At 66.3% G+C, this 26,425-nt stretch carries 21 protein-coding genes and 1 pseudogene; 15 read left to right on the forward strand and 7 right to left on the reverse strand.

Annotation, left to right across the window (positions count from 1 at the left end; genetic code table 11):
* Positions 1–7: 7 nt before the first annotated feature.
* The 9 genes from P3L18_RS04420 to P3L18_RS04460 all read left to right on the forward strand — a co-directional run bounded on the left by P3L18_RS04420 (position 8) and on the right by P3L18_RS04460 (position 5,931).
* On the forward strand, positions 8–1,231 hold the full coding sequence (locus P3L18_RS04420) for an SGNH/GDSL hydrolase family protein (protein ID WP_276113379.1): 1,224 nt from the start codon (positions 8–10) through the stop codon (positions 1,229–1,231).
* 17 nt (positions 1,232–1,248) lie between these two features.
* Positions 1,249–1,689: a hypothetical protein gene (locus P3L18_RS04425; RefSeq protein WP_276113380.1), complete on the forward strand. Its 441-nt coding sequence runs from the start codon at positions 1,249–1,251 to the stop codon at positions 1,687–1,689.
* Positions 1,689–2,420 carry an alpha/beta fold hydrolase gene (locus P3L18_RS04430; protein ID WP_276113381.1) on the forward strand — a complete coding sequence of 244 codons (732 nt, stop codon included), beginning with the start codon at positions 1,689–1,691 and terminating at the stop codon, positions 2,418–2,420. The genes P3L18_RS04425 and P3L18_RS04430 overlap by 1 nt, the downstream gene beginning before the upstream one ends.
* 12 nt (positions 2,421–2,432) lie before the next feature.
* Positions 2,433–3,380, forward strand: a complete 948-nt coding sequence (locus P3L18_RS04435) for a glycoside hydrolase domain-containing protein (RefSeq protein WP_276113382.1) — start codon at positions 2,433–2,435, stop codon at positions 3,378–3,380.
* Positions 3,377–3,991 (forward strand): hypothetical protein, encoded by a 615-nt coding sequence (locus tag P3L18_RS04440; RefSeq protein WP_276113383.1) that lies wholly within the window; start codon positions 3,377–3,379, stop codon positions 3,989–3,991. Before P3L18_RS04435 ends, P3L18_RS04440 begins: the two co-directional genes overlap by 4 nt.
* Positions 3,992–4,026: 35 nt before the next feature.
* On the forward strand, positions 4,027–4,413 hold the full coding sequence (locus P3L18_RS04445; protein ID WP_276113384.1) for a hypothetical protein: 387 nt from the start codon (positions 4,027–4,029) through the stop codon (positions 4,411–4,413).
* Between the two features lie 80 nt (positions 4,414–4,493).
* Positions 4,494–4,862, forward strand: coding sequence for a hypothetical protein (locus P3L18_RS04450; RefSeq protein ID WP_276113385.1), 369 nt, complete (start codon positions 4,494–4,496; stop codon positions 4,860–4,862).
* Entirely contained in the window at positions 4,859–5,218 is a 360-nt protein-coding gene (locus P3L18_RS04455) for a hypothetical protein (RefSeq protein WP_276113386.1), read from the forward strand. The genes P3L18_RS04450 and P3L18_RS04455 overlap by 4 nt, the downstream gene beginning before the upstream one ends.
* A gap of 2 nt (positions 5,219–5,220) precedes the next feature.
* A complete protein-coding gene (locus tag P3L18_RS04460; RefSeq protein ID WP_276113387.1) occupies positions 5,221–5,931 on the forward strand; it encodes a hypothetical protein in 711 nt (236 codons plus the stop codon).
* A gap of 130 nt (positions 5,932–6,061) precedes the next feature.
* On the opposite strand, the gene P3L18_RS04465 is transcribed toward P3L18_RS04460, so the two are convergent.
* Positions 6,062–6,313 (reverse strand): hypothetical protein, encoded by a 252-nt coding sequence (locus P3L18_RS04465; RefSeq protein WP_276113389.1) that lies wholly within the window; start codon positions 6,311–6,313, stop codon positions 6,062–6,064.
* A 68-nt stretch (positions 6,314–6,381) separates the two neighbouring features.
* On the reverse strand, positions 6,382–7,206 hold the full coding sequence (locus P3L18_RS04470) for a tyrosine-type recombinase/integrase (RefSeq protein WP_276113390.1): 825 nt from the start codon (positions 7,204–7,206) through the stop codon (positions 6,382–6,384).
* Positions 7,207–7,572: 366 nt separating this feature from the next.
* Between P3L18_RS04470 and P3L18_RS04475 the strand changes: the two genes are divergently transcribed.
* On the forward strand, positions 7,573–8,796 hold the full coding sequence (locus tag P3L18_RS04475; protein ID WP_276113391.1) for an arginine deiminase: 1,224 nt from the start codon (positions 7,573–7,575) through the stop codon (positions 8,794–8,796).
* Positions 8,797–8,798: 2 nt separating this feature from the next.
* A complete protein-coding gene (locus P3L18_RS04480; RefSeq protein ID WP_276113393.1) occupies positions 8,799–10,343 on the forward strand; it encodes a carboxylesterase/lipase family protein in 1,545 nt (514 codons plus the stop codon).
* A 403-nt stretch (positions 10,344–10,746) separates the two neighbouring features.
* Here P3L18_RS04480 and P3L18_RS04485 read toward each other — a convergent pair.
* A pseudogene (locus P3L18_RS04485) lies at positions 10,747–10,923 on the reverse strand (HNH endonuclease); the annotation flags it as partial.
* A 446-nt stretch (positions 10,924–11,369) separates the two neighbouring features.
* On the opposite strand from P3L18_RS04485, the gene selD reads away from it, so the two are divergent.
* Both selD and P3L18_RS04495 read left to right on the forward strand, forming a co-directional pair.
* Positions 11,370–12,368, forward strand: coding sequence for a selenide, water dikinase SelD (gene selD / locus P3L18_RS04490; protein ID WP_276113394.1), 999 nt, complete (start codon positions 11,370–11,372; stop codon positions 12,366–12,368).
* Between the two features lie 107 nt (positions 12,369–12,475).
* Positions 12,476–13,639: a GGDEF domain-containing protein gene (locus P3L18_RS04495; RefSeq protein ID WP_079930583.1), complete on the forward strand. Its 1,164-nt coding sequence runs from the start codon at positions 12,476–12,478 to the stop codon at positions 13,637–13,639.
* Here P3L18_RS04495 and nrfD read toward each other — a convergent pair.
* Genes nrfD through P3L18_RS04515 form a run of 4 tightly spaced genes read right to left on the reverse strand, consistent with a single transcriptional unit; the run spans position 13,623 to position 21,418 of the window.
* Complete coding sequence (nrfD, locus tag P3L18_RS04500) at positions 13,623–14,732, reverse strand: NrfD/PsrC family molybdoenzyme membrane anchor subunit (protein ID WP_276113395.1); 1,110 nt, start codon at positions 14,730–14,732, stop codon at positions 13,623–13,625. The two genes, P3L18_RS04495 and nrfD, sit on opposite strands and share 17 nt — an antisense overlap.
* Before the next feature lie 7 nt (positions 14,733–14,739).
* Positions 14,740–15,789, reverse strand: coding sequence for a 4Fe-4S dicluster domain-containing protein (locus P3L18_RS04505; RefSeq protein ID WP_079928789.1), 1,050 nt, complete (start codon positions 15,787–15,789; stop codon positions 14,740–14,742).
* The gene (fdh, locus tag P3L18_RS04510; protein ID WP_276113396.1) at positions 15,790–19,125 is read right to left on the reverse strand and encodes a formate dehydrogenase; all 3,336 of its coding nucleotides are present in this window, start codon (positions 19,123–19,125) and stop codon (positions 15,790–15,792) included.
* A complete protein-coding gene (locus P3L18_RS04515) occupies positions 19,115–21,418 on the reverse strand; it encodes an ATP-binding protein (protein WP_276113397.1) in 2,304 nt (767 codons plus the stop codon). The genes fdh and P3L18_RS04515 overlap by 11 nt, the downstream gene beginning before the upstream one ends.
* Positions 21,419–21,509: 91 nt before the next feature.
* On the opposite strand from P3L18_RS04515, the gene P3L18_RS04520 reads away from it, so the two are divergent.
* Both P3L18_RS04520 and P3L18_RS04525 read left to right on the forward strand, forming a co-directional pair.
* Positions 21,510–22,133: a response regulator gene (locus tag P3L18_RS04520; RefSeq protein ID WP_276113398.1), complete on the forward strand. Its 624-nt coding sequence runs from the start codon at positions 21,510–21,512 to the stop codon at positions 22,131–22,133.
* A 135-nt stretch (positions 22,134–22,268) separates the two neighbouring features.
* The gene (locus P3L18_RS04525) at positions 22,269–26,372 is read left to right on the forward strand and encodes an Ig-like domain-containing protein (protein ID WP_276113399.1); all 4,104 of its coding nucleotides are present in this window, start codon (positions 22,269–22,271) and stop codon (positions 26,370–26,372) included.
* The last annotated feature ends 53 nt before the right edge of the window (positions 26,373–26,425 follow it).

Raw genomic sequence — 26,425 nt, forward strand, 5'->3', positions numbered from 1 at the left:
TCCGGTGGTGCACCAGTCGGATCTGGCGTCGGAGGTGTCGGAGCAGATCACCTCGGCTGGCCTCCTGACCAAACTGGTTGCTGACGACACCTACATGTCCGCAGCCCAACGTATCTCCTTGCTAAATCAGCGTGCCGCCAACTTCATCGGTTTCCTCAATCGCGCCAAGCGTGAGCATCCACCCGGGGTCACCCTCGGGGCCGAGACATCCTCGCCGACAACGACCGGGGCCACCGCGTGGGTTAACGGCGACGCCTTCATCTCGACCAACGGCAAGGCGTCGCCCAACATCCGGCCAGGGTCGGTCATCGAGCCCACCGTGTCCGGCTATGCGCACTTCGTCAAAGCGGGCGGAATTACCGGTTCCTCAACCGGTGGATCGACCTATACTCTCGACTTCGATTATGACGGAATGGCTTTCGACATCGGGATGTCGATGGCATATCAGTCGCTCACGTGGCTTGAAATCTGGGTCGATGGTTACCTGTGCGCCAGCTACCCCGGCACCACGGCGACCGACGGTCATAACGGGTTCTTCCAGGTAGTGTTTCCCGACGCCCGAAGGCGGAACATCCGCATCGTGCGCGGGAACAACTGGACCTGCTGGCTCATCCCCGACTCGTCCGGCAAGTTCTACTATCCGAGTACGCCCGCCATCGGGCCGTACATGATAATCGCCGGGGATAGCTTCACCGAAGGGACCGGTGCGACAGCCACCAAGACTGCGGGATACGTCGACCTCTTGCCGATCATGCTGGGATGGAACGGGATCGAAGGTTCAGGACTCGGCGGTACCGGATACATCAACGTTCCGGCTGGGAGTGGTAAGACAAACCTGCAGGCACGGATAGCCACCGACATCGTTCCGAAGGCGCCGGACATCTGCATGATCGCCATGGGGTACAACGACGTTGACGGAATCAACACGACCGCCCAGATCGTTGCAGCCGCCGAGGCGACGTGGGCGCAGGCGACCGCAGCTGGAATTGCGCTTATCGTCGTTGGGCCGTGGGATTCGCCACCGCTGGCGAACAGCCAGCAGCGAACGCTGCTGCAGCAGACCGACGCCGCACTCAAGGCCGCCGCGCTGTCACAGGGGGTTCAGTACCTTTCGCCCTGGGATGAGACATGGATGGGCGGGAATACCGCATACCTGTTCACCGACAGCGTTCACCCGAATGATCTGGGCCACAAGCGCATCGCCTCGATGCTGGCTGCACACCTCGCCTAAAACATGAAGGGATAGTTATGAGCTACACCGAAAACGTCTGCGCCCGTGGGTACGCACCGCAGTCGTTCAGCAACGATACACAGTGGATCAACGGCTCCCATGTCTTCATCGACCCGACCGACGGCCCAGTGGAGATCACCCTGGATCTCGGCATTGTCGTATTCGGCAGCGGCACCGACGGCTCGACCGTTGAGTTCGAGGTCTTCATCCGCAATGCCGACACCAATGAAACTCTGGCCTACAACATCTTCACGAGTCCTGCACTGTCGGGTGGGTATTCGTCCGCCAAGCCGCCAGCGATGACGGCTCGCATCCCGAAGGGTGCGGCCGCCGGGCACTACGTCGGGGTGGTGTCCGGCGCGAACACCAACAACACCAATCCAGTGACGGTGACCCTGAATCCGACCTGGGCGCCGGACGGAACCTCCTTTGTGACCATGAAAGCGGTGAATCTGTAATGTTCAAGGCATACCGAGACGGTAACAACATCTCCGGACTGACCGACTTCTGCCAGTTCTGGTTGCCGACCGACTGGCAGCCGGGGGCGGGAACGCCAATGGTGTTGCTCGCGATGGGTTATGGCGATGACACGTCAGGGCTCATCACGCACCCGGAGATGGACGCGTTCGCCCGGGCGATCACTGACGCCGGATACGGTGTCGTCACGTCGCTATACGGCGGTGACAGCGGGTTCGGTAACGCCGCTACGCGCACCCAGGTCGGCGTCATTGCCGACTTCGTGCAAACCGGTGATAACTCCTTTGGCACACCGTATGTCGGTGCCGGAAAGCTAGTGCTGGTTGGATTCTCGATGGGCGGTACCACCACGCTGAACTGGGCGGGTAACCTCGCGACGCCGAGTGATCGGGTGAAGGGGTTCGTCGGGGTCAACGCCCTCGTGGACATCAATTACTCGGCGGCGGCGTCGGCGGTTGCTGCCGCCTACCCGTCGGGGGTGACCAACTCGACGGACGATCCGACGACGATGGCGCAGAACGGAAAGTACAGCGGCATCTCGTGCACGGTGTGCTACGCGGACAATGACACTGAGGTGCCGTATTCGACCATGCAGGCATTCGGTACGGCCACCAGCGCGACGGCGGTCGACGAAGGCTCGACCGGTCACCTTTGGACCAATATCGGACTGTCGTCGGTCCTATCGGCAATCATCGGTACCTGTGCAGCGTAAGGGGTTTCACTGATGACTCTACGAGGATACGACTACGCCGGTGGTCGTCCCACCGGCGCCCAGATCAAGTCGGCCGGTGGGTCTTTCGTCTGTCGGTACCTGACCGACGGCGGATCGGGACTACCTGGCAAGCAACTGCAGGAATGGGAAGTCGGCTCCATGCACGACGCGGGGGTTGCCATCGTCGCGAACTATGAGACGACCGCCGACCGAATGCTCTCCGGATATGCAGGGGGCCACGACGATGCCCTCTGGGCATCGAATTACGTTGCGTCGGTGGGTATCGGCGGTGCGCCGATCTACTTCTCGGCCGACTTCGATGCGACCGAGTCCCAGTCGGTCACCATCAACGCCTACCTGCAGGGCGCCTGCGATGCCATCGGCAAAAGCCGTGTTGGGGTGTACGGCGGCTACTGGGTTGTCAAGCGGGCCTTCGACGCTGGCGTGGCTACCTATGCCTGGCAGACCTCGGCCTGGTCCGGCGGCAACCTCGATCAACGAGCCCATATCTACCAGAACATGAACCTCGGCTACGCCTACATCGCCGGGGTGCCCTGCGACATCAACGAATCACTGAAAGATGACTTCGGCCAATTCGGCGGAAGCGGAACAGGAGAGCTCGACATGGACGAAGCAACACTGAAGCGCATCATCTTCGAGTGCCTGGAGACCTATTGCGGCCCAGGGATCTCGGACGGCAAGGACAACCGGTACCAGCTCACCGGCGCGCGAGATCTCGTCACGTCGACCGACGCGCACGGCAACGTGACCGTGGATCTCCAGAAGTCGTTCCCCGGCCTCGAGATGCTCGGCAACCGCACGCCCGCCGACGCGCTCGGCGCCGCATGCGCCACGCTGAATGCCATCGCAGAGAAGCTCGGCGTGGACATCGAGATCAAGGGCGCTCGTGATCCGAAGCCGGACGGACACGGGACGTACGTCGCACCGAGCGCGTCATGAAGGCGAACAAGGCGATCTGGGCGTCGGTCACCAGCGGCGCGGCTGGCCTGCTCGCCGTTCTGACGCTGCTGCTGCCATACATCCCCGGCAAGGTCGGCTTCGCACTTCTGATCGTCGTCCTCGTGGCGACACCCGTCGTCGTCTATCTCGTCCCGAACTGGGACAAGGTCAAGGCCGACGCCGAGAAGGTCATCCGAGATGCCGAAACCGGCAACGTGATTGGCCTGATCCACGACGGCACCCTACTGGTCCGCGCCGACGTCATCCCCGCGCTCAAGAAGGACACCTCGATCCTGTCCGGCGGAGCGGGCTACTCGGCCGACTCGGTCGCGAATGTGAACTCCAAGATCACCGAGGCCATGGCGAAGTACGCTGCAGCAACCAAGACGAATGACCCGGCCACCGAACCGATTCCGACGATCACCGATCAGATCATCGCCGACACCAAGGCGGCCATTCACGCCATCGAGACCGGTGATGTTCCGACGGTGGCTCAGGTCATCGGCAAGCGTGGCATTCCCGAGACGTCAACGGCGGCAATGGCGACGGCCGCACGCAGCGCCGAGCAGACCGCCTACGACGTGGCGGCCAGGTCGAAGCTGGGGTTATGAGCCGTCATCGGATATTCACGACGCCCTCGCGCTCCATGACACTGGCATCCGGACTCGGCATCGTGATCTTGCTCGGAGGTGAGCAACGATTCTCGACGCCGTCCCTGCACATCCTCGACGAGTACGGGCACTCCATCGGTTGGGGGCTCGGATTCCTTGCTCTCGCTCTGCTCTTCATGATCGCCAGCACCACGTGGCCGTGGCTACTGTCTCTGGCCTATCGCACAGCTGCGGTGGCCTATGTGATGTTCGCGATCGGTCTTGTCGCGGCTGCAGCGACATCTCCCTTTGCGAGTCTGACTGGAATCGTCGTCTTCCTCTGGATCGCCTGGCTGCACATCACCGCCGGCACCCGTGCGGTCGCACAGAAAGGCTCGGTATGGTCCACCCTGCACCGATTCCTCCCGAGTCGAACCGACTGATCAACCTTGGGCCACGTCCGTCGGATCCGTTTGAGCGGGCGATGTTCGTTTTCTCACTTGCCCTGGGAATCCTGTCGTTGGTGACTGAAGTCGACTTGTCGACCGCCGTCGCACAAGTAGTGCCCGAGACCAACGAGATGTACTACGTTGCACTAGGACTCGGTGGCCTCGTTGGCTGCTCGGTAACCTTTCGTCGAGCCAGCGACAGTGTCAGGGTGAATCGTCGGCGCCTGATCACCGAGGCGTTTGCACTGGCCACCACCGGCGGCCAGTGGCTGGTGTTCGCTGCGATCATCCTTCGGCACGGGCAGACGACGAGCTTCCAGACCGGCGCGCTGGCTATATCCGTTGGCCTCGCGGCCTTCTGCCGTATCGGTCAGATCGTTGTCGACCTCAAGGCGATCGACGCCGTTCCGAGAGAATTTGATCGATCTTCGGGGTACCGGTGAACGCACAGCTCATCGTCGAGCTTGCCACCGCCTTCGGCAGCGTCGGCGGGGGATCGTTGATCAGCTTCATGCTCGACCGGCGCTCCCGCAAGCAGCGCGACACGCGCAACCAGTCCCTCAATCAGCGCGACGTCGCCCAGCGCGACTCCATCAACGTCGCCACATCCATCTCGCTGCTGAATCCCATCCGCGAGGAGTCCGAGCGTCGGCTCGAGCGCATCGCCCACCTCAAGCGGGTCATCCGGCGCGTCGACGACTACCTCGACCAGATCCGCGATCTGGCCATGAGCCGGGGATGCGCACTCCCGGAGATGCCGGCTGACCTTCGCCAAGAGCTCGACGAGCTAGAGGAGTGACCATGCGCATCCTTCGTTGCCGTGGAATCGGCGAGAACCCGACCGGCGCCGGAACGATGCTTGAGGGCGTCACGTCGCAGCTTTCCGGCTACGACGTCGTCGAGGTGCCCTGGGCCGCCGACTACGGCCCGGTTGGCAACGGTGGCGCGCTTGGCATCGACTACGCCGACTCCCTCGCCCGAGGCGTGCCGATGGTCAGATCACTCCTCGACGTCGGGCCGGCCATTCTGCTGGGCTACTCCGGCGGGGCGGAACTCGCGCGGATGGTCTCGGCTATCGGCCATCCGCACCTGCGCGCCGCCGGATTCATCGCCGACCCAGCCATGCCGGTAGGCAAGGGAGTGCCCGGGCGCTCGGGCGTCACCGGACACCTCTACGCGCTGCCCAGTGTGCCCATGCACTGGGAGTACAACCCGTTCGACGTCATCTGCCAGTGCCCGGCCGACTCGCCGATCCGCACCATCAGCGACATTAGCGGACGGTTCTCCGCGACCAACTTCCCGGCCTGGTCGTGGGACATGATCGACCGGTTGCGTTCCGCACGCTGGCAAGTGCTCGGAAAGTACCTGCTCGCGAATCCCGTCCAGCAGTGGCAGCGATACAGCCAGGCGGCCACTGATGCGATTGGCTACCTCAACGGATCGCAGCACATCGCCGCATACAAGGGTTCACACCAGACGCTTCTTGCCGAATGGGTTCGTTCGGTGACGTAAACTCGTCACCGACGGATCAGGTGGAGACCCTCCTCTGTTCGTTGTTGGTGATCGGCTCCGTTTGGTCGCGGAGCCGACAGACAGAAGCGCCCGGATCGACCCCTCGTCGATCCGGGCGCTATTTGTGATATCAGTCTTGGTGTATCTCGCCGACGGTCTCGGTCGAGATGGCGATGTTCTTCTCGCCAAGCTGGATCGTGACGCCGGCCGTTCTCGTTCCGCTTGCGATCGCTCCCATTTGAGCTAGTACGGCAGCCCGGTCATCCTCGGTCATGGTGGCGATGCGGGGCCCGACGAGCGTCACCCACTTCAGTAGCTCAACCGGCTGAGATAGGACGTCCTCGGCGAGACCTTGTGGCAGACGATCGGCAGGTTCGCTCATCGCTCCACCGTACGTGCACGATTGTGAATTGTGGGCAGTCCGGTGCATAAGGTCGATCACCGGCGCGCTCACGACGCCAACCTCTCGATCGCCTCGCGCTTGCGCACGTCGGACACCGCCGTATAGATCGCGGTCGTTGCCAGCGACGAGTGCCGCATCAACTCCTGAACTACCCGGAGGTCGGCGCCGGACTCGACGAGCTGCGTCCCGTAGAAGTGACGCAGGCAGTGCGGCGTCCCTGGCACCTTGCATCGCAGCATGTGCAGGTGGATGCGCTCGGTGACCGTCCGGCCGCCGAGGTGGCGTGCGCGCTGTGACGGGAACCAGTACCCGCGCGGCATCCACCGCGCGATCTCGACGATCATCGGATGCGCGGGCAGCACGTAGGTTGCCCCACCCTTCCCGGTGACCTCGATGGTGCGGCCTTCGACGTCGAGGTGCCTCGACTGGAATCGGGCGATCTCGTGGACGCGCAGGCCCGCGAGGCCGTGCAGCAGGATCATCGCGAGCATCACGCGGTCGCCGGCCGCGCCATCGACGAGTCGATCAAACTGCTTCCGGGTGATGGGCCGAGGCTGGCGTCGGGGCCGTCGCGCGGCCCTGATCGTGGCCATCGGATGGTCCTCGCGCAGTTGCGACAGGAGGCACCAGGCGTAGAAGTTCTTCATCACCGAGTGGTAGGCCGACTTGGTGACCGTCGCAAGGTCGTCGCGGCCGAGCCAGTCGGCAATCTGTTCGGTCGTCGCCGCGAGCGCCGGAGTGCCGGCGTCGCGCTCGAAGCGCCGCATGATCGTGCGGCGCTCCCGGATAGTGCGGTTGGACTTGCCCTCTGCTCGGAGAGTGGCAATCCATCGTTCAACAATGGGGCTGGCGTTGTCGTTCACATTGCTCATGATTGCCCTCAAAGTTGTTGTGCGACGGTCAATGTCGGGATTTTGATGACGGAAACGTGAACTGGAATGGAACATGTTTCGTATTTGACTGGTTCGCGCTGCGGCACTCCCCGAGACGCGGACACGGGCCGGGGTCCGGGAACCTGCGACGAGGTGTCTCAGGCGGCCTTGAGCTGCATCACCGCAGCTAGCGGTCGGACCATGTAAGCGAGCGGTCGTCAGTTCAATCCTGACAGGGGGCTCGCCTGCAGACTGCGGCCCGTCCGGTGTGATTTCGGACGGGCCGTCGGTCTTGGGTGGGTGCAGTCGATGTCGTCGAGTTGTCATCGTCCCGCGCCGGCCTGTGTGCGCGATTAGAGTTCGCGTATGACTTTCCACGTCGACTCCGAAGTGGGTCCGCTGGCCCAGGTCATCCTGCACAAGCCGGGGATCGAGTTGTTGCGTCTCACACCCGACAACGTCAAGGGACTGCTGTTCGACGACGTGATGTGGGCTGAGAAGGCGCAGGAGGAGCACGAGCAGTTCCAGCAGATCCTGCGCGACCTCGGGGTGACGGTCCACCTCTATCAGGACCTGCTCGCCGAGGCACTCGCCCAGGACGGTGCGCGCGACGAGCTGGCGGCCGAGCTGATCACCGAAACCCAGTTCGGGACCGAACTCGATGGACCCCTGCAGGAGTTGCTCGACGAGCGCACACCCGACCAGCTGGCCGAGCTGTTGATCGGCGGCATGCTCAAACGAGAGGCGGCGCCGCATCTCGGTGGCGTGTCGAGCCTGCTGCTCCACAGCCTCGACGACGACGACTTCCTCCTCGCGCCGCTGCCCAATCATCTGTTCCAGCGCGACAATTCGGCGTGGATCTACGCCGGGGTCAACCTCAACCCGATGGCCAAACCGGCACGGCAACGCGAGACCATCAACTCCCGGCTGATCTACAACTTCCATCCGATGTTCACCGCGGAGGAGTTCGTGTTCTACAACGGCAACGATCCGATGCGGCACACACCGGCCACCATCGAGGGCGGGGACATTCTCGTCATCGGCAACCGCACGGTGATGATCGGTATGAGCGAACGTACCGCCCCGCAGGGCATCGAGGTGCTCGCCGAAAACCTGTTCAAGTTGGGGACCGTCGACAAGGTCATCGTCGTCGAACTCCCGATGGAGCGGGCGTTCATGCATCTCGACACCGCCATGACGCAGGTCGATCGCGACGCGTTCAGTGTCTACCCATATCTGCCGGATACCTTGCGCTCCTACACTCTGGTGCCGCGAAACGACCAGGGCCACTTCACCGTGACCGAGAACGCCGAGCTGTTCGCCGTGGTGGCCGAGGCGCTCGGGGTGGACACGTTGCGGGTTCTCAAGGCGCCGATCGACCGGCTCGAGGCGGCCCGGGCGCAGTGGGACGACGGCAACAACTTCTTGACCGTATCGCCGGGGGTCGTGGTCGGGTACGAACGCAATGTCACCACCAACAAATACTTGGGCGACAACGGCATTCAGGTCATCGCCATGTCGGGGTCGGAGCTCGGGCGTGGTCGAGGCGGGCCACGGTGTATGTCCTGCCCGATCGAGCGTGAGGCCTGAGCATGAGCGACACACAGTCCGGCGGTGGCTGCTCGTCTCCCGTGGTGGAGACCACCTCGGGCGCCTATCGCGGTGTTCGTGACCACTGGATTCACGTGTGGAAGGGCATCCGGTACGCCGCGCCACCCGTGGGTGAGAATCGCTGGTGCCGTGCGCGTCCGGCGATTCCGCACGCCGGTGTCGTCGATGCCGACCGGTTCGGTGCGGTGTGTCCACAGGCGCGTAATCCGGCGATCGGTCTGGGTAGCGATCCGGTGATGGACGAGGACTGTCTGTTCCTCAACGTGTGGGCCCCGGTGGCAGGCGCCGACTCACCACGACCGGTGATCGTGTGGGTACATGGTGGGGCCTACGTTTTCGGATCCGGTGGTCAACCCCTCTACGACGGCACCCGGATGGCCGCGCAGCGTGACGTCGTGGTGGTCACGATCAACTACCGCATCGGTGCCTTCGGGTTCGCCGACATGGGGTCGGTGATCGATGGTGCGGAAACCAATGTCGCATTGTCGGATGTGCTGGCCGCGTTGACGTGGGTGCGCGACAACATCTCCGGGTTCGGTGGCGACCCGGCGCAGGTGACGGTGGCCGGCGAGTCGGCGGGCGGTGGGATCGTCACCACGCTGCTCACGATCCCGGCCGCTCGCGGACTGTTCCATCGGGCGATCGCCCAGAGCTCACCGGCGACGGCGGTGGCCTCGGCGCAGCGGATGGGGATTGTTTCCGAGCGTATCGCCGCCGCTATTCCCGGCGATCTCCGCTCGGCGTCGTCGGCGCAGTTCGTCGACGCGCAGATGCAGGTCTTCGCCGAAGTACCACAGGAGAATCCGGGAATCCTGGCCTTCACGGTCACCGTTGACGGGGATCTGGTTCCGCATCACCCGATCGACGTGTACCGGGCCGGCGAATCGATCCCGGTGCCGTTGCTGATCGGAACGAACCGCGACGAGTCCGCGCTGTTCCGTTACATGAAGTCCCCGTTGATGCCGATCGACCTGTCGACGATCCGCACCATGTTCGAGCGGATCGCGCTCGAACAGCCCGAACTCCGTGTACCCGATGAGCACACCGTACTCGCGGCGTATCCGCGGAATGCCAAGGCCGCCGGGCTCGGCATTGCGCGTGACCTGGCTTTCCGGATGCCGACGCTGTGGGTCGCTGATGCGCACGCCGAGGTGGCGCCGGTGTACATGTACCGATTCGACTGGGCGCCCAGGATGTTCCGTGTACTGCGCCTCGGTGCCACGCACGGCACCGAGCTCAACTACACCTGGGGCAATCTTCCAGCGGGACGCAAGGACATCACCTACAAGCTGGGTGGGCGGGCAACCGGTGAACATATTGCCGAACGGCTCCTCGGTCGCTGGGGATCGTTTGTGCGAGAAGGTGTTCCCGGTGTCCGGCTCGACTCGGGCCCGACGCCCTCGTGGCCCCGATACCGCAGCGACGATCGCCGCTCCCTGGTGATCGACGAGGACGATCGCGTGGTCCAAGGGCTCGACGACAACCTCCGCGACACCTGGGGCAACGACATCCTCGCCTTCCGCTGAGGTATCGCGGGGACGAATCCAGCACCGGCGCTGGTGGTCTCGAGGCTCGCCGCACGCGGCTCGCACCTCGACCATCGGGGTATGACGCTCTCCTCGAAGGATGCTGACGCTTCCCATCCGACGATCGGATACTCGGACGCTCCCACCCCGGTGGTCGAGGTGTCGAGGAGCGCTAGCGACGAGCGTCGAGACCCGTTGTGCCGAAATGCTTCCGGGCCACGGGCACGACACCTCGACCATCGGGTGGGCTTATTCTATGGAGTTGTCAAACAACAGATGCGGTCCCGGCCGGGCCGGGTGCAAGGAATCAGGTAGTGGGGCAGGGCAGATCAGGCTGCGGTGTCGTCGAGTCGCATGGTGCGGCGGTGATACGACGGCACGGGTCGTCGTTTCGGATCCACGCTGTGGCGTGATGATCAACCAGGTTCCGCAACAACAGGACTTGCTTCATCGCACCGAAAGCTTGTGGCCCGGTCATCTCCGGATTCCATTGCAGGTCGCTGAGTCGGGCGACGATGGCGGCGAAGATCGCCTCGGCATCAACGGATTCCGCGTCAAAAACCGTGGTGGTGTCGATCATGGGCCCCTCCCCAGTGGCTGATCGGTGCGATGGGTCCAGTCTACAGGAAAGTACGTTCGATGCAAGGGCTATTCTTGATCAATTCTGCTTGTGGACAACGTGTTTCGGCGCTGATTTTCTGTCGGTGGGGTGTGGTAAGGGGTTCGCTTTCGTTTGCTGCGCTTTCGATGTGGTTGGGAGGCTTGTTGTCTCGCCGGGTCTCGAGGCTCGCCGCACGCGGCTCGCACCTCGACCATCGGGGGGAAGGGTTCTCGGGTATCGGGGAGGACGGGTTGGTCGACCATCGGGGGGGGAAGGGTTCTCGGGTATCGGGGAGGACGGGTTGGTCGACCATCGGGAGGGGAGGATTCTCGACCATCGGGGAGGGCGGGTTGGTCAACCACCAGGGAACGGGTCGAGCCATCGGGGGAGGGAAGGTGCGTCGTCCATTGCCGTAGCATCGGGGCATGAGTGCGGTGGATGACATCGGGGCGTTGCGGCTGACGGGGTTCGCGCACGGTGGAGGGTGCGCGTGCAAGATCCCGCCTGGCGAGTTGGAGGTCGCGGTGGCCGGGCTGACCGGGCAGGTGGGGGAGGACATCCTGGTCGGTCTCGACGACGGCGATGACGCCGCCGCGGTTCGGGTGCGTGACGATCTCGCCGTGCTGTCGACCGCCGACTTCTTCACCCCGGTCGTCGACGACGCGTTCACGTGGGGCGCCATTGCCGCCGCAAATGCGTTGTCGGACATCTACGCCATGGGTGGCCGACCCGTCGTGGCGATCAATCTCGTTGGCTGGCCCCGGGATACGCTGCCGATGGAGTTACTGACGGAAGTGCTGCGGGGTGGTCTCGATGTGGCCGGCCGGGCGGGATGTCCGGTGATCGGCGGACACAGCATCGACGATCCCGAACCCAAGTACGGGATGGCCGTGACCGGAACCGCGGACCCGGCCCGGCTGATCCGCAACGACGCGGCGGTGGCGGGACTGCCGATCACCCTGACCAAACCGATCGGCGTCGGGTTCCTCAACAATCGTCATAAGCAGACCGGGGAGGTCTTCGAGGCGGCGCTCGCGACGATGACCGAACTCAACGACGCCGCCGCGCAGGCGGCGCTGGCGGCCGGGGTGCGCGCAGGCACCGATGTCACCGGCTTCGGTCTGCTCGGACACCTGCACAAGCTCGCGCGCGCCTCAGGTGTGGGTGCCGTCATCGATCGGGCGGCGGTGCCCGTTGTCGACGGCGCACTCGAGGCACTGCGCGACGGATTCGTGTCCGGCGGTTCCCGCCGGAACCTCGATTGGGTGCGGCCGCATCTCGACGCCGCGGGCGGCGTCACCGACGACGATCTGCTGTTCCTCGCCGACGCACAAACCTCCGGCGGACTTCTGCTGATCGGTGAAGTGCCGGGCTTTCCGGTGATCGGTGAGACCGCAGCGGGCGCAGGGATCCGCGTGCGCTGAGGCTCCGAGACTCTCCGATGCGGAGAAGGGGTCTTTGGACCCACGTGCTCGCGCCCGGTGCGTCGTACACTCGGTCCGCAGGTTTTTCGGCGGAAGCGAGTACCAGGATGGGCGAGTTGGACACGCCCACTTCGACGTTCACATCATGGTTTGTCGCTGATGGTGAAGTCGAGTGGGGATTGCCGTTCTGGGAACGCATCGGCCACATGCGCCTCAAACAGGTCAGTTTCTCCCTCGGCACCCTGATCATGACGATCGCCGCGGCCGGCGGTGTGTTCAGTCCCGCCGGTGAGTACAACGACGTGGTTCGTTCGCTGCTTGCGGTCGGGGTGGTTCTCGGGGCGACCTACGTCGTGCGTTGGTGGGTGTTGCCGCCACGCGGACGCACCGAGGCCGTGATGCTCGTGGCGGCCACCGACGTGATCGTGGCACTGGCCTGCATGAGTCATCCCGATCCCGCGCTCGGACTCGCCGGTACCTCCGTGTTTCTCGTGGTCAGTATGTTGGCAGCGTTCTACTGCGCGCCGGCGGTCCACGCGCTGCATGCCGTCTTCGCTGCGATCGTCATGTGTGCGATCGTCATCCGGATGGCGGATGAGCCCGGCGCCGGGCACCTGGCGTTGGCGGTGTCGAAGGGCGTTGCCCCGGTTGCTCTCGTCCTGTTCGTGCTCCCGATGGCGCAGTTCATGTTCTGGCGCCTGGGCAGCGACGCGATGGTCGCCCAACATGATCCGTTGACTCGCTTGGTCAATCGGCGCGGGCTGGCACGGTTCGCACCACGCCTGCAGAGCACCACTGGTCGGGTCGCGATGATCATGATCGACGTCGACGAGTTCAAGCGGATCAACGACACCCGAGGTCATCAACTCGGGGATCTGGTGCTGGTGCAGATCGCGAACCGGATCGCCGACGTCGCCGCACGCGCGGAGGTCGCGGGCCGTGCCACGATCGCCGCGCGAATCGGAGGCGAGGAGTTCGTCGTCGTCCTCGATGGCGACATCGACGACGGATGCCGGATCGCCGCCGACCTCTGCCGCGACGTCCATGCACATGCGACGCCACCGGTGACCATCAGTGTGGGGGTGGCCGGTGCGCCCGCCGCGTCGTGGAATCTCCACGACCTCCTCCGCGAGGCGGATCTGGCCATGTACGAGGCGAAACGTCAGGGCGGCAATCGGTTCATCTTCTCACCGCAGTACCCGAGTCGGCTCCATCCCCACACCGGGTCGCCGATGCCGAGCCTGACCCACGGTGTCAATAACCCGTGGTGATCGAATCGTCGGTGATACCGGCCGCCCGGCGGGCCGCCAGGCGGCGTTTCTGCGGAATGATGGTGTAGCGCGGATCTTTTGCCGATTCAATGCCCGCGTGGAAGACCCCGAAGCGGGTACAGGCCGACGCCGCTAGCAACGTCACCCCCGAGACCGCAGACACCGTGCGGGACCGGCCCGAGAACAGTGCGCCGATACCGCCGACGACGGCGAGCCGTTCCGCCCAGCGCATGAGCGTGCCCGCACGCCCGTGGTGAAGCGGTTCGGCCGCAACCGAATCCATACGACGCTCCATGAGCCGGGTCGCCGCCACATCACCGATGACGCCGGCAACGGCGAGACCGCGGGCCGGCCCGGCCTCGGCAACCGGCGTGGTGACCATGGCCAGTCCGCTCGCCGCCAGGCTCGCCGAACCGACGAACACGAACGGCAGGTCGCGGTGCATCGCATTCCACGTGGGAGTGGCGGTGTCGCCCAACAGGACCGCGGTGTACACCGCGAGCAGCGGCCCGAACGCGCCACCGACGAGACCGGCGGGAGCCTCACCCAGCCGCAGGACGGTCCGCAACGGTCCCAACGGGAGTCTCTGCCCGCTCATCCGGTCCACCTCGGCGGCGGCGGCCACCCCGATGCCGCCCGAGAAGGCGGTGAGAATCCACGATCCGACGCTCATCGGAGAGGTGACCTTGAAGGTCCGCAACATGTTGTAGAACCGGTCCGGCCGACCCAGGTCGGCGACCAGCGCCACCGCACCCAACCCCACCGCTGCCAAGCCGCCCAGTCGGGCGTTGCGGCGCAACCTATCCCGCCCGGTGAGTTGGGCGCCTGCAGCCAGCACACCCGACCCGCCGCCGATGCCACCGAGGAAGAGGTACAACGCGATCTCGTCGCCCCACGGCGGTGGTTTGACCACCGGATGGCCGTAGTAGCCCTCGCCGGTGAGTTTCTCGAACTCGGCGTGGGGCACCATCGACATCTCACGCGACCCGTCGGTCCCACCGGTGCCACGCCGTCGCCGCGCGACCCGATTGCGGATGCGGTCGCGGCGTCGTGGCGGCTCGGGCGGGCGCAGCGCGTCGTACTCGGAGGTCATCAGGAGCTCACCGCCCGCGCCCGGTGAGGAACGAGACCGCAGCGGCGGCAAGCATTCCCACGGCGGCCACACCCGCGCGCCGATACATGCTCGGCAGGTCGGCGGTGCACACCCGCGGGTCCGGCGGCAGGCCGTACACCTCGGGTTCGTCGAGCAGCAGGAACACCGACCCGGTACCGCCGACGCCGTCGTTGGTGTTCGCCCCGTACAGCCGGGCCTCGGTCATGCCCTGTGCGTGCAGGTGCGCGACTCGCTCGTGAGCGGCGTCGACGAGGTCGTCGTGGTCGCCGAACTTGATGGAGGTGGTGGGGCAGGTCTTGGCACAGGCCGGGGTCTCGTCGTCGACGAGCCGGTCGTAGCAGAGCGTGCACTTCTGTGCGACACCACGTTTGGGCACCGGGGGCTGCTCACCCTTGCGCTGGCCCTCGCGGGTGGTGGGTTCGACGGTGCCGTCCGAGCGGCGTTCGACGACCCCGAACGGGCAACCGGCAACACAGGTTCCGCATCCGTTGCACACGTCGTGTTGTACGACGACCGTCCCGAATTCGGTGCGGAACAACGCGCCGGTGGGGCAGACGTCCAAACACCCGGCGTGTGTGCAGTGCTTGCACACATCCGAGGACATCAGCCACCGGAACTCGGGGGTATCCGGTGGACTGACATCAGCCTGTACACCGGCGACCCCCTGCACCTCACCGACCTCCTGCGGGTTGTCGGTCGACGTCGGCGCCCCGGCCGCGCCCGGCACCGCGGGCATCCCCAGATCGGTGAGTGCGCGGCCGGATTCACGTGCGGCACTGATCTGTTCGCGGTTCTGCTCGATGAAGGCGACGTGCCGCCAGGTACTCGCGCCGAGGGCGACGGTGTTGTCGTAGGACATGCCGGTCAACTCGAGATCACCGTCGCGAGGATTGCCGTTCCACTCCTTGCAGGCGACCTCACATGCCTTGCAGCCGATGCAGATCGAGGTGTCGGTGAAGAATCCCTTCCGTGGCCGTTCGCGATCGCCCCAGTGGGCGTCCGCGGTCGGGTCGGTCGGTCCGGACAATTGGCCCATCTAATCAGACCTTCCTGGTTCGCCTGGTTCGGGATACACCGTTTCCTGTGCCGGGTCGGTGATCCGGGTGTTGTCGGTCTCCACGGTGACCCCGGCGCGTTCCTGGTAGCGGCGTACGAGGTCGAGCAGCGCGGGACCTTGTGGGCGCCGGCCCGCGATCACGTCGCAGGAGGCCACCTTCGACTCCTGGATCTGCACATTGGGGTCGAGGGTGACGCCGAGGAGGTCGTTCACCGCGTCGCCGGTGACGACGGCGTCGCCGCCCTGACCCCAGTGATACGGCAGGCCCACCTGGTGCACCTCACGGCCGTTGATGCGCAGCGGCGTCATCCGATCGGTCACCAGCACCCGCGCCTCGATCGCCGAGCGGGGCGAGATGATCGTCGCCCACCCCTCGTTCACCAGTCCACGCACGGCCGCCAATTCCGGTGACACCTCACAGAACAACTCCGGTTGCAGCTCGGCCAGGAACGGCGACCACCGGCTCATCCCGCCGGCCGTGTGATGCTCGGTCAGCCGATAGGTGGTGAACACGAACGGGTACACCTCGTCGCCCCGGTCACCGGCGCTCGGCGCACCCAGATTGTCCTTGCGCGCGAACGTGATCCGCGCCGGCGCCTGCTGCTGCGGATACAGTGCGTTGGCCACCGGCGACTCGTGCGGCTCGTAGTGTGCGGGCAGCGGTCCGTCGACGAGCCCCTTCGGCGCGAACAGCCATGCCTTGCCGTCGGATTGCATGATGAACGGGTCGTCACCGGCCAACCCCTCGGCACCGCCGAGGTCCGGATCGGGCCGCGCGTCGGGCGCCTTGTCGACCGGGAAGTCGGGCACATCGTCGCCGGTCCACCTGCGGGCCTGGGCATCCCACCAGATGTAGCGTTTGCGCTCACTCCACGGTCGGCCCTCGGGGTCGGCGGAGGCGCGGTTGTAGAGGATGCGCCGATCGGCGGGCCACACCCAACCCCACTCGTGCTGGCTGACCGACTCACCGCCCTGCGGTACCCGGCGGGCCGCCTGATTGGTGGCGTGCGCATACACCCCGGTGTAGATCCAGCAACCACCCGCGGTCGATCCGTCGGCCGCCATCTGCGTATACGACGTGAGGTTCTCGCCCTCGTGCGGCCCGGAGGTGAAGTACCCGTTGATCTCCGAGAGCACCGCCTCCGGATCCGGGTTGCCGTGCTCGTCGAGCGGGTAGTCCCAGGTCAGATCGAGCAGCGCACGGTCGCGTTCGTCGGTCGAGTCGGCCAACCGTTCCCGGATACGCCGGCCGAGCTCGTAGAAGAAATCCAACTCGCTCTGCGCCTGCCCGGGCGGCGATACGGCCTGGTGGCGCCACTGCACCATTCGCTGTGTCTGCGTGAAGGATCCGGCTTTCTCCACGTGGGTGGCCGCGGGCATGAAGAACACCTCGGTGCCGATGTCGGCGGTGCGTAGTTCACCCGAGGCGATCTCGGGTCCGTCGCGCCACCAGGTGGCCGACTCGATCATGTTGAGGTCGCGGACCACCATCCACTTCAGCTTCGACATCGCCATCCGCTGCTGGCGGCCGTTGGCCGACCCGACAGCCGGATTCTGCCCGAGCACGAAATAGCCCTCGACCTTGCCGGCGAGCATGTCGACGGTGGTCTGATAGGTCCCCGCGGGACCGGACAGACGCGGCAGGAGATCGTAGGCCCAGTCGTTCTCGGCGGTTGCCTTGTCACCGAACCAGGCCTTGAGCAAGCTGATCATGTAGGTGTCGGCGTACGCCCAGAACCCCTTCTGCTGTGGGGAACCCACGGCGGCAAGGTAATCGGCGAGCGTGTCGTGCTTACCGACCGACGGCATCGGTAGATAACCGGGCAACAGGTTGAACAGCGTCGGGATGTCGGTCGACCCCTGGATGCTGGCGTGCCCGCGCAACGCCATGATCCCGCTGCCCGGCCGACCGACGTTGCCCATCAACAACTGCAGGATCGCCGCGGTCCGGATGAACTGCACCCCGAGGGTGTGCTGTGTCCATCCGGTCGCATACCCGAAACAGGTGGTGCGGTCGCGGCCGGAGTTGTCGGCGATCGCCTCGGCCAGATAGGTGAAGTCGTCTATCGAGATCCCGCACATGTCGCGCACCATTTCCGGTGTGTACCGGGCAAAATGGCGTGTGAGGATCTGAAAGACGCTGCGCGGGTGGGTCAACGACTCATCGCGGCGTACCCGCGCGTGCTCGAGGGGTGGGCCACCCGATCCGTGTTCGTCGCCGGCGGCGCGTGCCGACGCCGACGGCTCGTGACCGTCGGGCGAGGCGACCTTGCCGTCGGACGGATCGTCGTAGGCCCACGTCGTCGGATCGTAGGTGCCGGTCTCGGGATCGAACCCGGAGAACAGACCGCCGAGATCCTCGGTGTCGCGGTAATCCTCGGTCACCAGCGTCGCGGCATTGGTGTAGGCCACGACGTACTCCCGGAAGTACCGCTCATGGGTGAGCATGTAGTTGATCAGCCCACCGAGCAGCACGACGTCGGACCCCACCCGGATCGAGATGTGCCTGTCGGCGTTGGCCGAGGTGCGGGTGAAGCGGGGATCGACGTGGATCACCCGAGCGCCCCGCGCGCGTGCCTCGACCACCCACTGGAAGCCCACCGGGTGTGCCTCGGCCATGTTGCCGCCGATGAGCACGATGCAATCCGCATTGGCCATGTCCTGCAAGGACTGGGTGGCGCCGCCGCGTCCGAACGAGGTCCCCAGACTGGGAACCGTGGCGGAGTGTCATATACGCGCCTGGTTCTCGATCTGGATGGCACCGGCCGCGGTGAAGAGCTTCTTGATCAGGTAGTTCTCTTCGTTGTCCAGCGTCGCCCCGCCCAGCGAGGCGATCCCCATCGTGCGGCGCAGTATCCGGCCCTGCTCGTCGGTGTCCTGCCATGTGCGGCGGCGGGACTCGACGAAGCGGTCGGCGATCATGTCGATCGCGGTGTCGAGGTCGAGGTCGGTCCAGTCCGTGGCATACGGCGCCCGATAGCGAATCGTGGTCTGCCGCATCGGATTGTTGACCAGCTGCTCACTCGATGCGCCCTTGGGGCACAGCCGTCCGCGCGAGATGGGGGAGTCGGGGTCACCCTCGATCTGGATGACCCGGCCGTCCTTCACATAGACCTTCTGCCCACATCCGACAGCGCAAAAGGGGCACACACTTTGCACGACCTCGTCGGCGTCGGCGGTGCGCGGTGTCAGGTCGCGGGTCTGCGCCGACTGCACGGCCGGACCCCGGCCGAACCTGTCGCCGGTGCGCAACTGGCGGAACACCGGCCACTCCAGTGGGCGCAAGGAGGGCACGAAGGCGAGTCTAGACCCCATCGGTGACCCGGGTGCGCACCTCACCCCGGCTGTCGATCTCGGTGAACTCGTAGAGGTCATCGGACTCGACGACGACCGTCACCACGGTGCGGCGATTCGGTGGTGACGCCCTGACACGTACGGATGTGCCTTCGTCGGCCTGCCGGAGGGAATCGACGATCGTGTCGGTCGCGACCCCGGGCAGCGGTGGCGGGTCGTGGTCATCGAACTGGTCCAGGCCGCGATCATCGAGCAGGGTCACGATCACCCCGCGGCGTCGGGCATCGTCGACCGCGTCATCGAGATCCGGGGTGCACAGCCCACGTGCCCGGAGCAGATCCCGCAATCGGGCCTCGGTGAGAGCACAGTGCAGACGCAGGGCAGGTGTGATCGGGGCGCCCTGCGCCAACGAGATCAACAGTGGACGTGCCAGTGCGGTGATCGGTGCGAGCTGGACGGCACGCTCGTCGGCGGCCGCGCGCGTCGCCGCGGACTCGGCGGCGGTCTCGGTCGCCCGGGCGCGCGCCGACACGAGGGCCTGGGCCACGGAGCGGTTGACGGTGCCGAAGACGATGGCGATGGCGACGAAACCACCGGACGGCCCGATCAACAGGAGTCCGGGCACGGGGCCACCCATCTCGGCGGTCGCCCAGGCCCCGGTGACGGCGAGCGTGCCGAGGAAGCCGACGACGGCGATGCGGGGACGCCCACGCAACGCCAGAACGGCCATGATCAGGGCAGGCGGCCCGGTGATCCACAGCGGGATCACGTCACCGGCGTAGTCGATGTCGAACAGGTAGATGCCGCACATGAATCCGGTTGCGGTGATGACGAGAAGCGATGCGACCATCGGTATCGGGTCGGGTCCGTCCGCGAGGAGCAGGACCGCGGCGAAGATGAGCGCAGCGATCGCAGCCACCGGCACCCAGGGTGCGGTGACCGGCCCCGGATTGGCGATGGCCGAGATGATCATCACCGCGACGATGCCCAGCCCGATCAACCTGCTGGTGCCCGACCGCAGTCCGAGGAGATCCCCGGCGTCGACCGCACGTTCGGCCTGCTCGGTCCGCCAGGCCAGGCTCACCGTGGTGCCTGCGCCGGGTGCGGACGTGACCGTGGCGCGACCGCCATGGACTCGCGACATCCGTTCCTCGATGGAAACCCTGATGCCCAGTCGTTCGGGGGGTACGGCGCGAGGATCGAAACCCGGCCCGTCGTCGGTGATCGTCGAGCGGATCTCCTGATCACCCACGGTGACGTGACACCGCCGCGGGGTGTGTGCAGGTAGGTGTCGGGAGCAGTTGCGTGCGGCCTCGGCGGTGGCGCCGATCACCGCCGACGCCGCGGTCATCGACAAGGTCGCCGCCTCTGCGGCGCGCAGATCGATGGTCACCTGCATCGCCGGATCGTTGCGCCGTGCCGCGCCGGCGATCCCGGCCGCCACGAGGTGGGCATCGGAATGAACGGCGGAAGCCTCGTCCAGTACGGAATCCAATTCTGCGGCAGCAGATTTCGCACGATCGGCCACCCGGTTCGAGGTGTCGTCACGGATGGCCTCGAGGAGTACCGCGATGATCGTGTCGTGGGTGAGGGAGCGGGCAACGGTACGTTGCGCACTGCGGGCCCGCGCCGCAGCGGAGTCCTCGGCGAGGGCGATCGTCGCGGTACTCGTCTCGTCGAGTGCGGCCGCGGTGCGCAGACCTGCGGTGCCCACCGCGAACGCGACGAGTGCGAACATCGCGCTGCACGCGACATCGGTGATCATGATCAGCAACGACGGCGTCTGCTGAGCGATGTTGCCGGCCACCTTCACCCCGCACGCCACCAGGACCAGATACACCACGGCGACCGGCGTCGACCACGCCACGAGCGCGCAGATCGTGCCCAGCACCGCGAACGGTCCGAGCCAGAAGACCGTCGATTCGTCGAGTTGCGCCCCGGTCCACGCGATCGGCCAGAGCGCCGCGGCCACCAGCACGCCCGAGGCAGCGGCCGCGGCGAGGCCATGGCGGACCGCGGAGTTCGCCGACGCGACGCCGTGTACCCCGAGCGCCAGCCCCGGGACGACGGCCACCGTCACCGCCAGCGGCGTCCACCACCGGTCGGCGACCGCCTCCGCCTGCGTCATCGCGGGTATCAGGAACGGCAAGAAGATCAGGTAGGCGGCACCGGCGAAGATCGCGTAGCACCGATTGGTTCGGTCGTGGGCCGACTCCGACTGCGGCGCGGGGCCCTCCGTGGCCGTCGCCGCCACCACCCACTCGCCCAACCCGGTTCTCGGGCGGGTCCGCTCACCGGCCTGCCGTACACCCACATCGGCGATTATGCGGTGCCGCAACGGTCGGTGCGGCCTACTGTGGGAACGCGTTACCGAGTTGAGGCGGTGTCGGGTGTTGCGTGTCGGTGTGATCGACGACCACGAATCCATCATCGAGGGACTGCGTGCGTTCCTCTCGATGTCGCAGACGGTGGAGGTGGTGGCCGGCGCGGCCACCGTTGCCAACCTGCTCGCGATCACCGACGATCTCGATCTCGCGGTTCTCGATCTGCGTCTCGGTGACGGGTCCACACCGGCCGACAACATCGCCGCACTCGACTCCGCCGGGATCGCCACACTGGTCTATACCTCCGGTGACGAGCCGTATCTCGTGCGGCAGGCGGCGGCCGCCGGAACCCTCGGGGTGGTGCGCAAGAGTGCGCCGAGAGACGAGGTGCGCCGTGCGGTGGAGACCGCCGCCGCGGGAGATGCGGTGCCCACCATGGACTGGGCGGCGGCGCTGGACTCCGACCCGGCGTTCGTCGATCTCCCGCCGCGGCTCCGCGATGTGCTCGAACTCTATGCGTCGGGTGGCTCCGGAACCCACGTCGCGCGGGTGACCGGGTTGTCGGTGGAGACCGTCAACGAATACGTCGAGCGCATTCGCCGCAAGTATCACGATGCGCACCGGGATGCGCCCACCAAGACCGATCTGTACAAACGTGCGGTCGAGGACGGGTGGCTGCCGATGCCTCGCCGGGACGGTTCCTGAACCGCGATTGACCGGTGTCCTCTGATCGGATGCCCCCGAAAGTCGGGGCTATCGCGGTGATGTGGTGTGCGGCAGCGTCGACAGCGCGGGCGTGTCGCGTCCGTTCGGGGCCACCATCCACCGTGAGGATCGACGATGACCAGAAGGCGAGCGACCGGATCGACACATAGGGTACGAGCAGCGGCAGCCGGTGTCGGCGTCGGGGCCGTGCTGTGGTGGGGTGGCCAGGCGGTGGTCGACGGGGCAGTCGCCTACGCCGATCCCGTCGGGACGGGCACGACTACAACCGGTGAATCGACTTCGGGCAGTACGGATTCGACGGCCTCGGGCGAGGCGTCGAGTGGTGAATCCGGTGCCTCGGCCCCGGCCGGCTCCTCGGCCGGTGACAATGGTTCTGGCGCTGCCGAATCCCCGGCAACCGAGTCCTCGGGGCCGGACCCCGTAACCCCGGACCCGGTAACCCCCGAGCAATCAGGAGCCGAACCGTCTCGCACCGAGACCGCCACCCCTGAGACCGCCACCCCCGAGGCCGATACCACCGAGATCGCCAACACCGAATCTGCCTCCGCTCCACCGTCTGTCGGGACGCAGCCCCACTCCGGCGTGGGCGCGCAACCGTCCGGGGTTCCGGCGACCCCGGTGGGTGACTCCGCAACCGGGCCCGACGACGAGGGCTCGACGTCCCCGGGTGCCTCGAGCCCGGAAACGCGGCAAGCGCCCACCACGCCGACGCCGACATCTCCGATGGCGGTGCTGATGTCGGTCTCGACGACTGCGGCCCCGGTGACCGTCGTGGGGTCGGCGCCTGCACCCGCCACGGTCGACGACGGCGTGCCCGTGGTGAATGCACCGACGAAGTTCGTCGCCACGCTACTCAGCGTGCTGGGATTCAATCCCTTTGCGGTGGGCAATGGTTCGGCGCCGCCGCCGCAGCCCGCGCTGGTCTTCGCCTGGGCCGCATGGCAACAGATCAATCGGCGGCTCTTCAACTCGTATCCGGTCCTCACGCCCGGCGGACAGACGGTCGGCGCCGGCGGCGTGGTGACCGGTTCCCTCGGGGCGAGTGATCCCGATCGGGACACGGTGACCTATACCGTGACCGACGGCCCCGACCACGGAACCGTCGTGATCGGCCCCGACGGAACCTACGCCTACACCCCGGACCCGGACTACGCGCACCAGTTGACCGAGAACGGCGGCACCACGACCGCCGTCGACTCGTTCACGGTGACGGTGTCCGACGAGACCCCTTCCAACGGTTGGCATCTGCATTGGCTCTCGGCCACCGGCGCTTCCGGACAGACCGCGACGGTCACCGTCACGGTGGCCCCCGCCAACGCGGCGCCGACGATCACCGCCACTGCGGCGCCCGATGGGGCCTCGACGGTGTACACGGTCGTCACCGCCGATCCCGACGGCGACACCACAACGGTCGCCGCGAGTGCACCCGCGCACGGCACGATCGTCGACAACGGCGACGGAACCTGGACCTACACACCCGATCCGGCGTACGCCCACGGGTTGTCGGCGGGTGGGAACACCACGCCCGGATCGGATTCGGTGACGTTCACGGTGACCGACGGGCACGGCGGCTCCGTCACCACCGTCGTCACCCCGCTGATCGCGCCAACCAATGCCGCTCCGGTGCTGGTGGTTTCGGGGTCGAGCGGCTCGTCGGCGGTGATCGTGCTCGGGAACGCGCAGACGAGCCTGCCGAACGGGGTGACGGTGAGTGCAGACGGCAAGTACGCCTTTGTCGGCGACACGACGGCCGGTGCGGTGTACATTCTCGACGCGGATCCCTCGAGTGCGACGTTCGGTCAGATCCTCGGACAGATCCCCGTCGCCAATGCGACGGGTGCGGTCGCCACCCCGGACGGTTCCACCCTCTACGTCGCCGACATGTCGCAGTCCGGTGGCGTCGTCGTCATCGGTGTGGACCCGGAGTATCCCGGAACCGGAACGGTGATCGGGACCATCCCTCTCGGCAATCTGCCCGGTGATCTGGCGATGAGTCCGGACGGGAACACGCTGTATGTCGCCACCAATACCGGTGTTCGGGCGATCGACATCGGTTCGGGTTCCACCGCGGGTGATGTCGTGGCCACCTATCTGCCCGGCAGCAGTCTCACCGGCGTGCTGGTCGGCGCCGATAACAAGACTCTCTACGCGACGGGCGGCAGCCTGGTGCGGGTCATCGACATCGACCCGGACAGCGCCACCTATCAGCAGGTGCTCTTCACCATCGCCACGCCGGCGGCGACCGGGGTGGCGGCGAGCCCCGACGGCCGCACCCTCTACGTCAGCGAACAGAACGCGCGGGTGGTGGCGGTGATCGACATTGACCCGTCGAGCCCGACCTACCGCCAGGTGATCGCCACGCTGCCGGCCGGGGGAACTCCCACCGACGTGGCGCTGACCCCCGACGGCACACGTCTCTACGTCACCGGCCTCGACGGCACCGTCCGCGTCATCCCGACCGGGGGGATGACCGGAACCGCGAGCGCCACCGATGCCGATGCCGGTGACACGCCGTCCTATTCGGTGACCACCGGACCCGCACACGGCACCGTGACGCTCAACCCGACGACCGGCGGGTGGGTCTACACCCCGAACCCGGGTGCGGTCCTCACCCAGGATTCGTTCGTCATCTCCGTCGACGACGGCCACGGCGGCCACGACGCGGTCACTGTGACCACCAACGGGGCGCCGACGATCACCGTCACCCCGGCACCCGATGGGGCGTCGACGGTGTACACGGTCGTCACCGCCGATCCCGACGGCGACACCACAACGATCACCGTGAGTGCACCCGCGCACGGCACGATGGTGGACAACAACGACGGAACCTGGACCTACACACCCGATCCGGGATACGCCCACGGGTTGTCGGCGGGCGGGAACACCACACCCGGTGCCGATTCGGTGACGTTCACGGTGACCGACGGGCGCGGTGGCGTCACCACGACGACCATCACCCCGGTGATCGCGCCTGCCAATCTGGCACCGCAGGGCTCGGTACTCGTCACCTCCGACCACGGGTCGACGACCTCGACCATCGGTAGCGGCACGACCAGGCTCTGGGAGGGCGTGGCAAGTCCCGACGGGAAACGCCTGTACGCCAGCGTCCAATCCGGCAGCGTGGTCATCGTCGACGCCGACGTCGCCAGCGCCACCTATGGCCAGATCCTCAAGACGGTCAACGTCGGGCAGCAGACGGCCGGGATCACCGTCAGCCCTGATGGCACCTGGGTGTATGTGGTCGCGGGCAACAGCTTGCGGATCATCGACGTCGACCCGGCGAGCTCGACCTACGGCACCCTCGTCACAACCACCTACCAAGTGCCCAACGGTGCGCAGGACGTCGTGGTGAGTCCCGAGGGAAAACGCGCCTACGTGGTGGGCTCGACGATGCTGTACGTCGTCAACGTCGACCCGACGAGCGTCACCTACGGGCAATACGCCGCGTACACGTTCGCCGATGGTGGCGATCTGGCCATCAGCGCGGACGGCACCCATGTCTACGTGGCCGGCTACAACGGGTCCGAGGTATCGACGGTCACCGTCAGCCCGACAAGCAGCGGCTACATCCCCCCGAGCAATGTCAGGGACACCGGCACCGGGGCCAACCCCTCCGGGTTGGCGCTCAGCGCGGACGGGACCCGGCTGTATTCGTCGAATGTCGGCTCCGGCACGGTGACGATCCTCGATGTGGACCCGTCTACCACGCCCCAGGCGATCGGCACGATCACCATGCCCACCGGCGCCTCGCCGAGCGCGGTTGCCCTCGGCGCGGACGGTAGGACATTGCTGGTGTCCGACCAGCTCGCCGCTCTCGTCTACATCGTCGACGTCGATCCGAACAGCGCGCACTACAAGCAGGTGGTGTCGTCGGTGCCGACGTCGGGGCCGAACGGATCGCTCATCGCGAACGCCGACGGGTCGGCGGTGTACGCGATCGGCAGCGGGTCGACGTCGGCGATCACCGTCATCCCGCTCTCGACCTCGGGCACCGTCATCGGGACCGACGCCGACAACGACGCCGTCGGTTACACGCTCTCCACGGGACCCTCCGGCGGCTCGGTGACGCTGAACAGCGCGACCGGTGCGTGGACCTATGTCACGCGCACCCCGGGCACGATCGACGACACCTTCGTCGTGACGGTCTGCGACGGCCACGGGGGAGCCACCCCGGTGACGGTAACCGTCGGCGCGGCTGCGTCGTCGACCCTGACCTGAGTATCAGACAAGCCGCGGGGCCGCGTCCGGTATGGACGCGGCCCCGCGAATCT

It is taken from the genome of Gordonia sp. N1V, assembly GCF_029269935.1.
GTDB lineage: Bacteria > Actinomycetota > Actinomycetes > Mycobacteriales > Mycobacteriaceae > Gordonia > Gordonia polyisoprenivorans.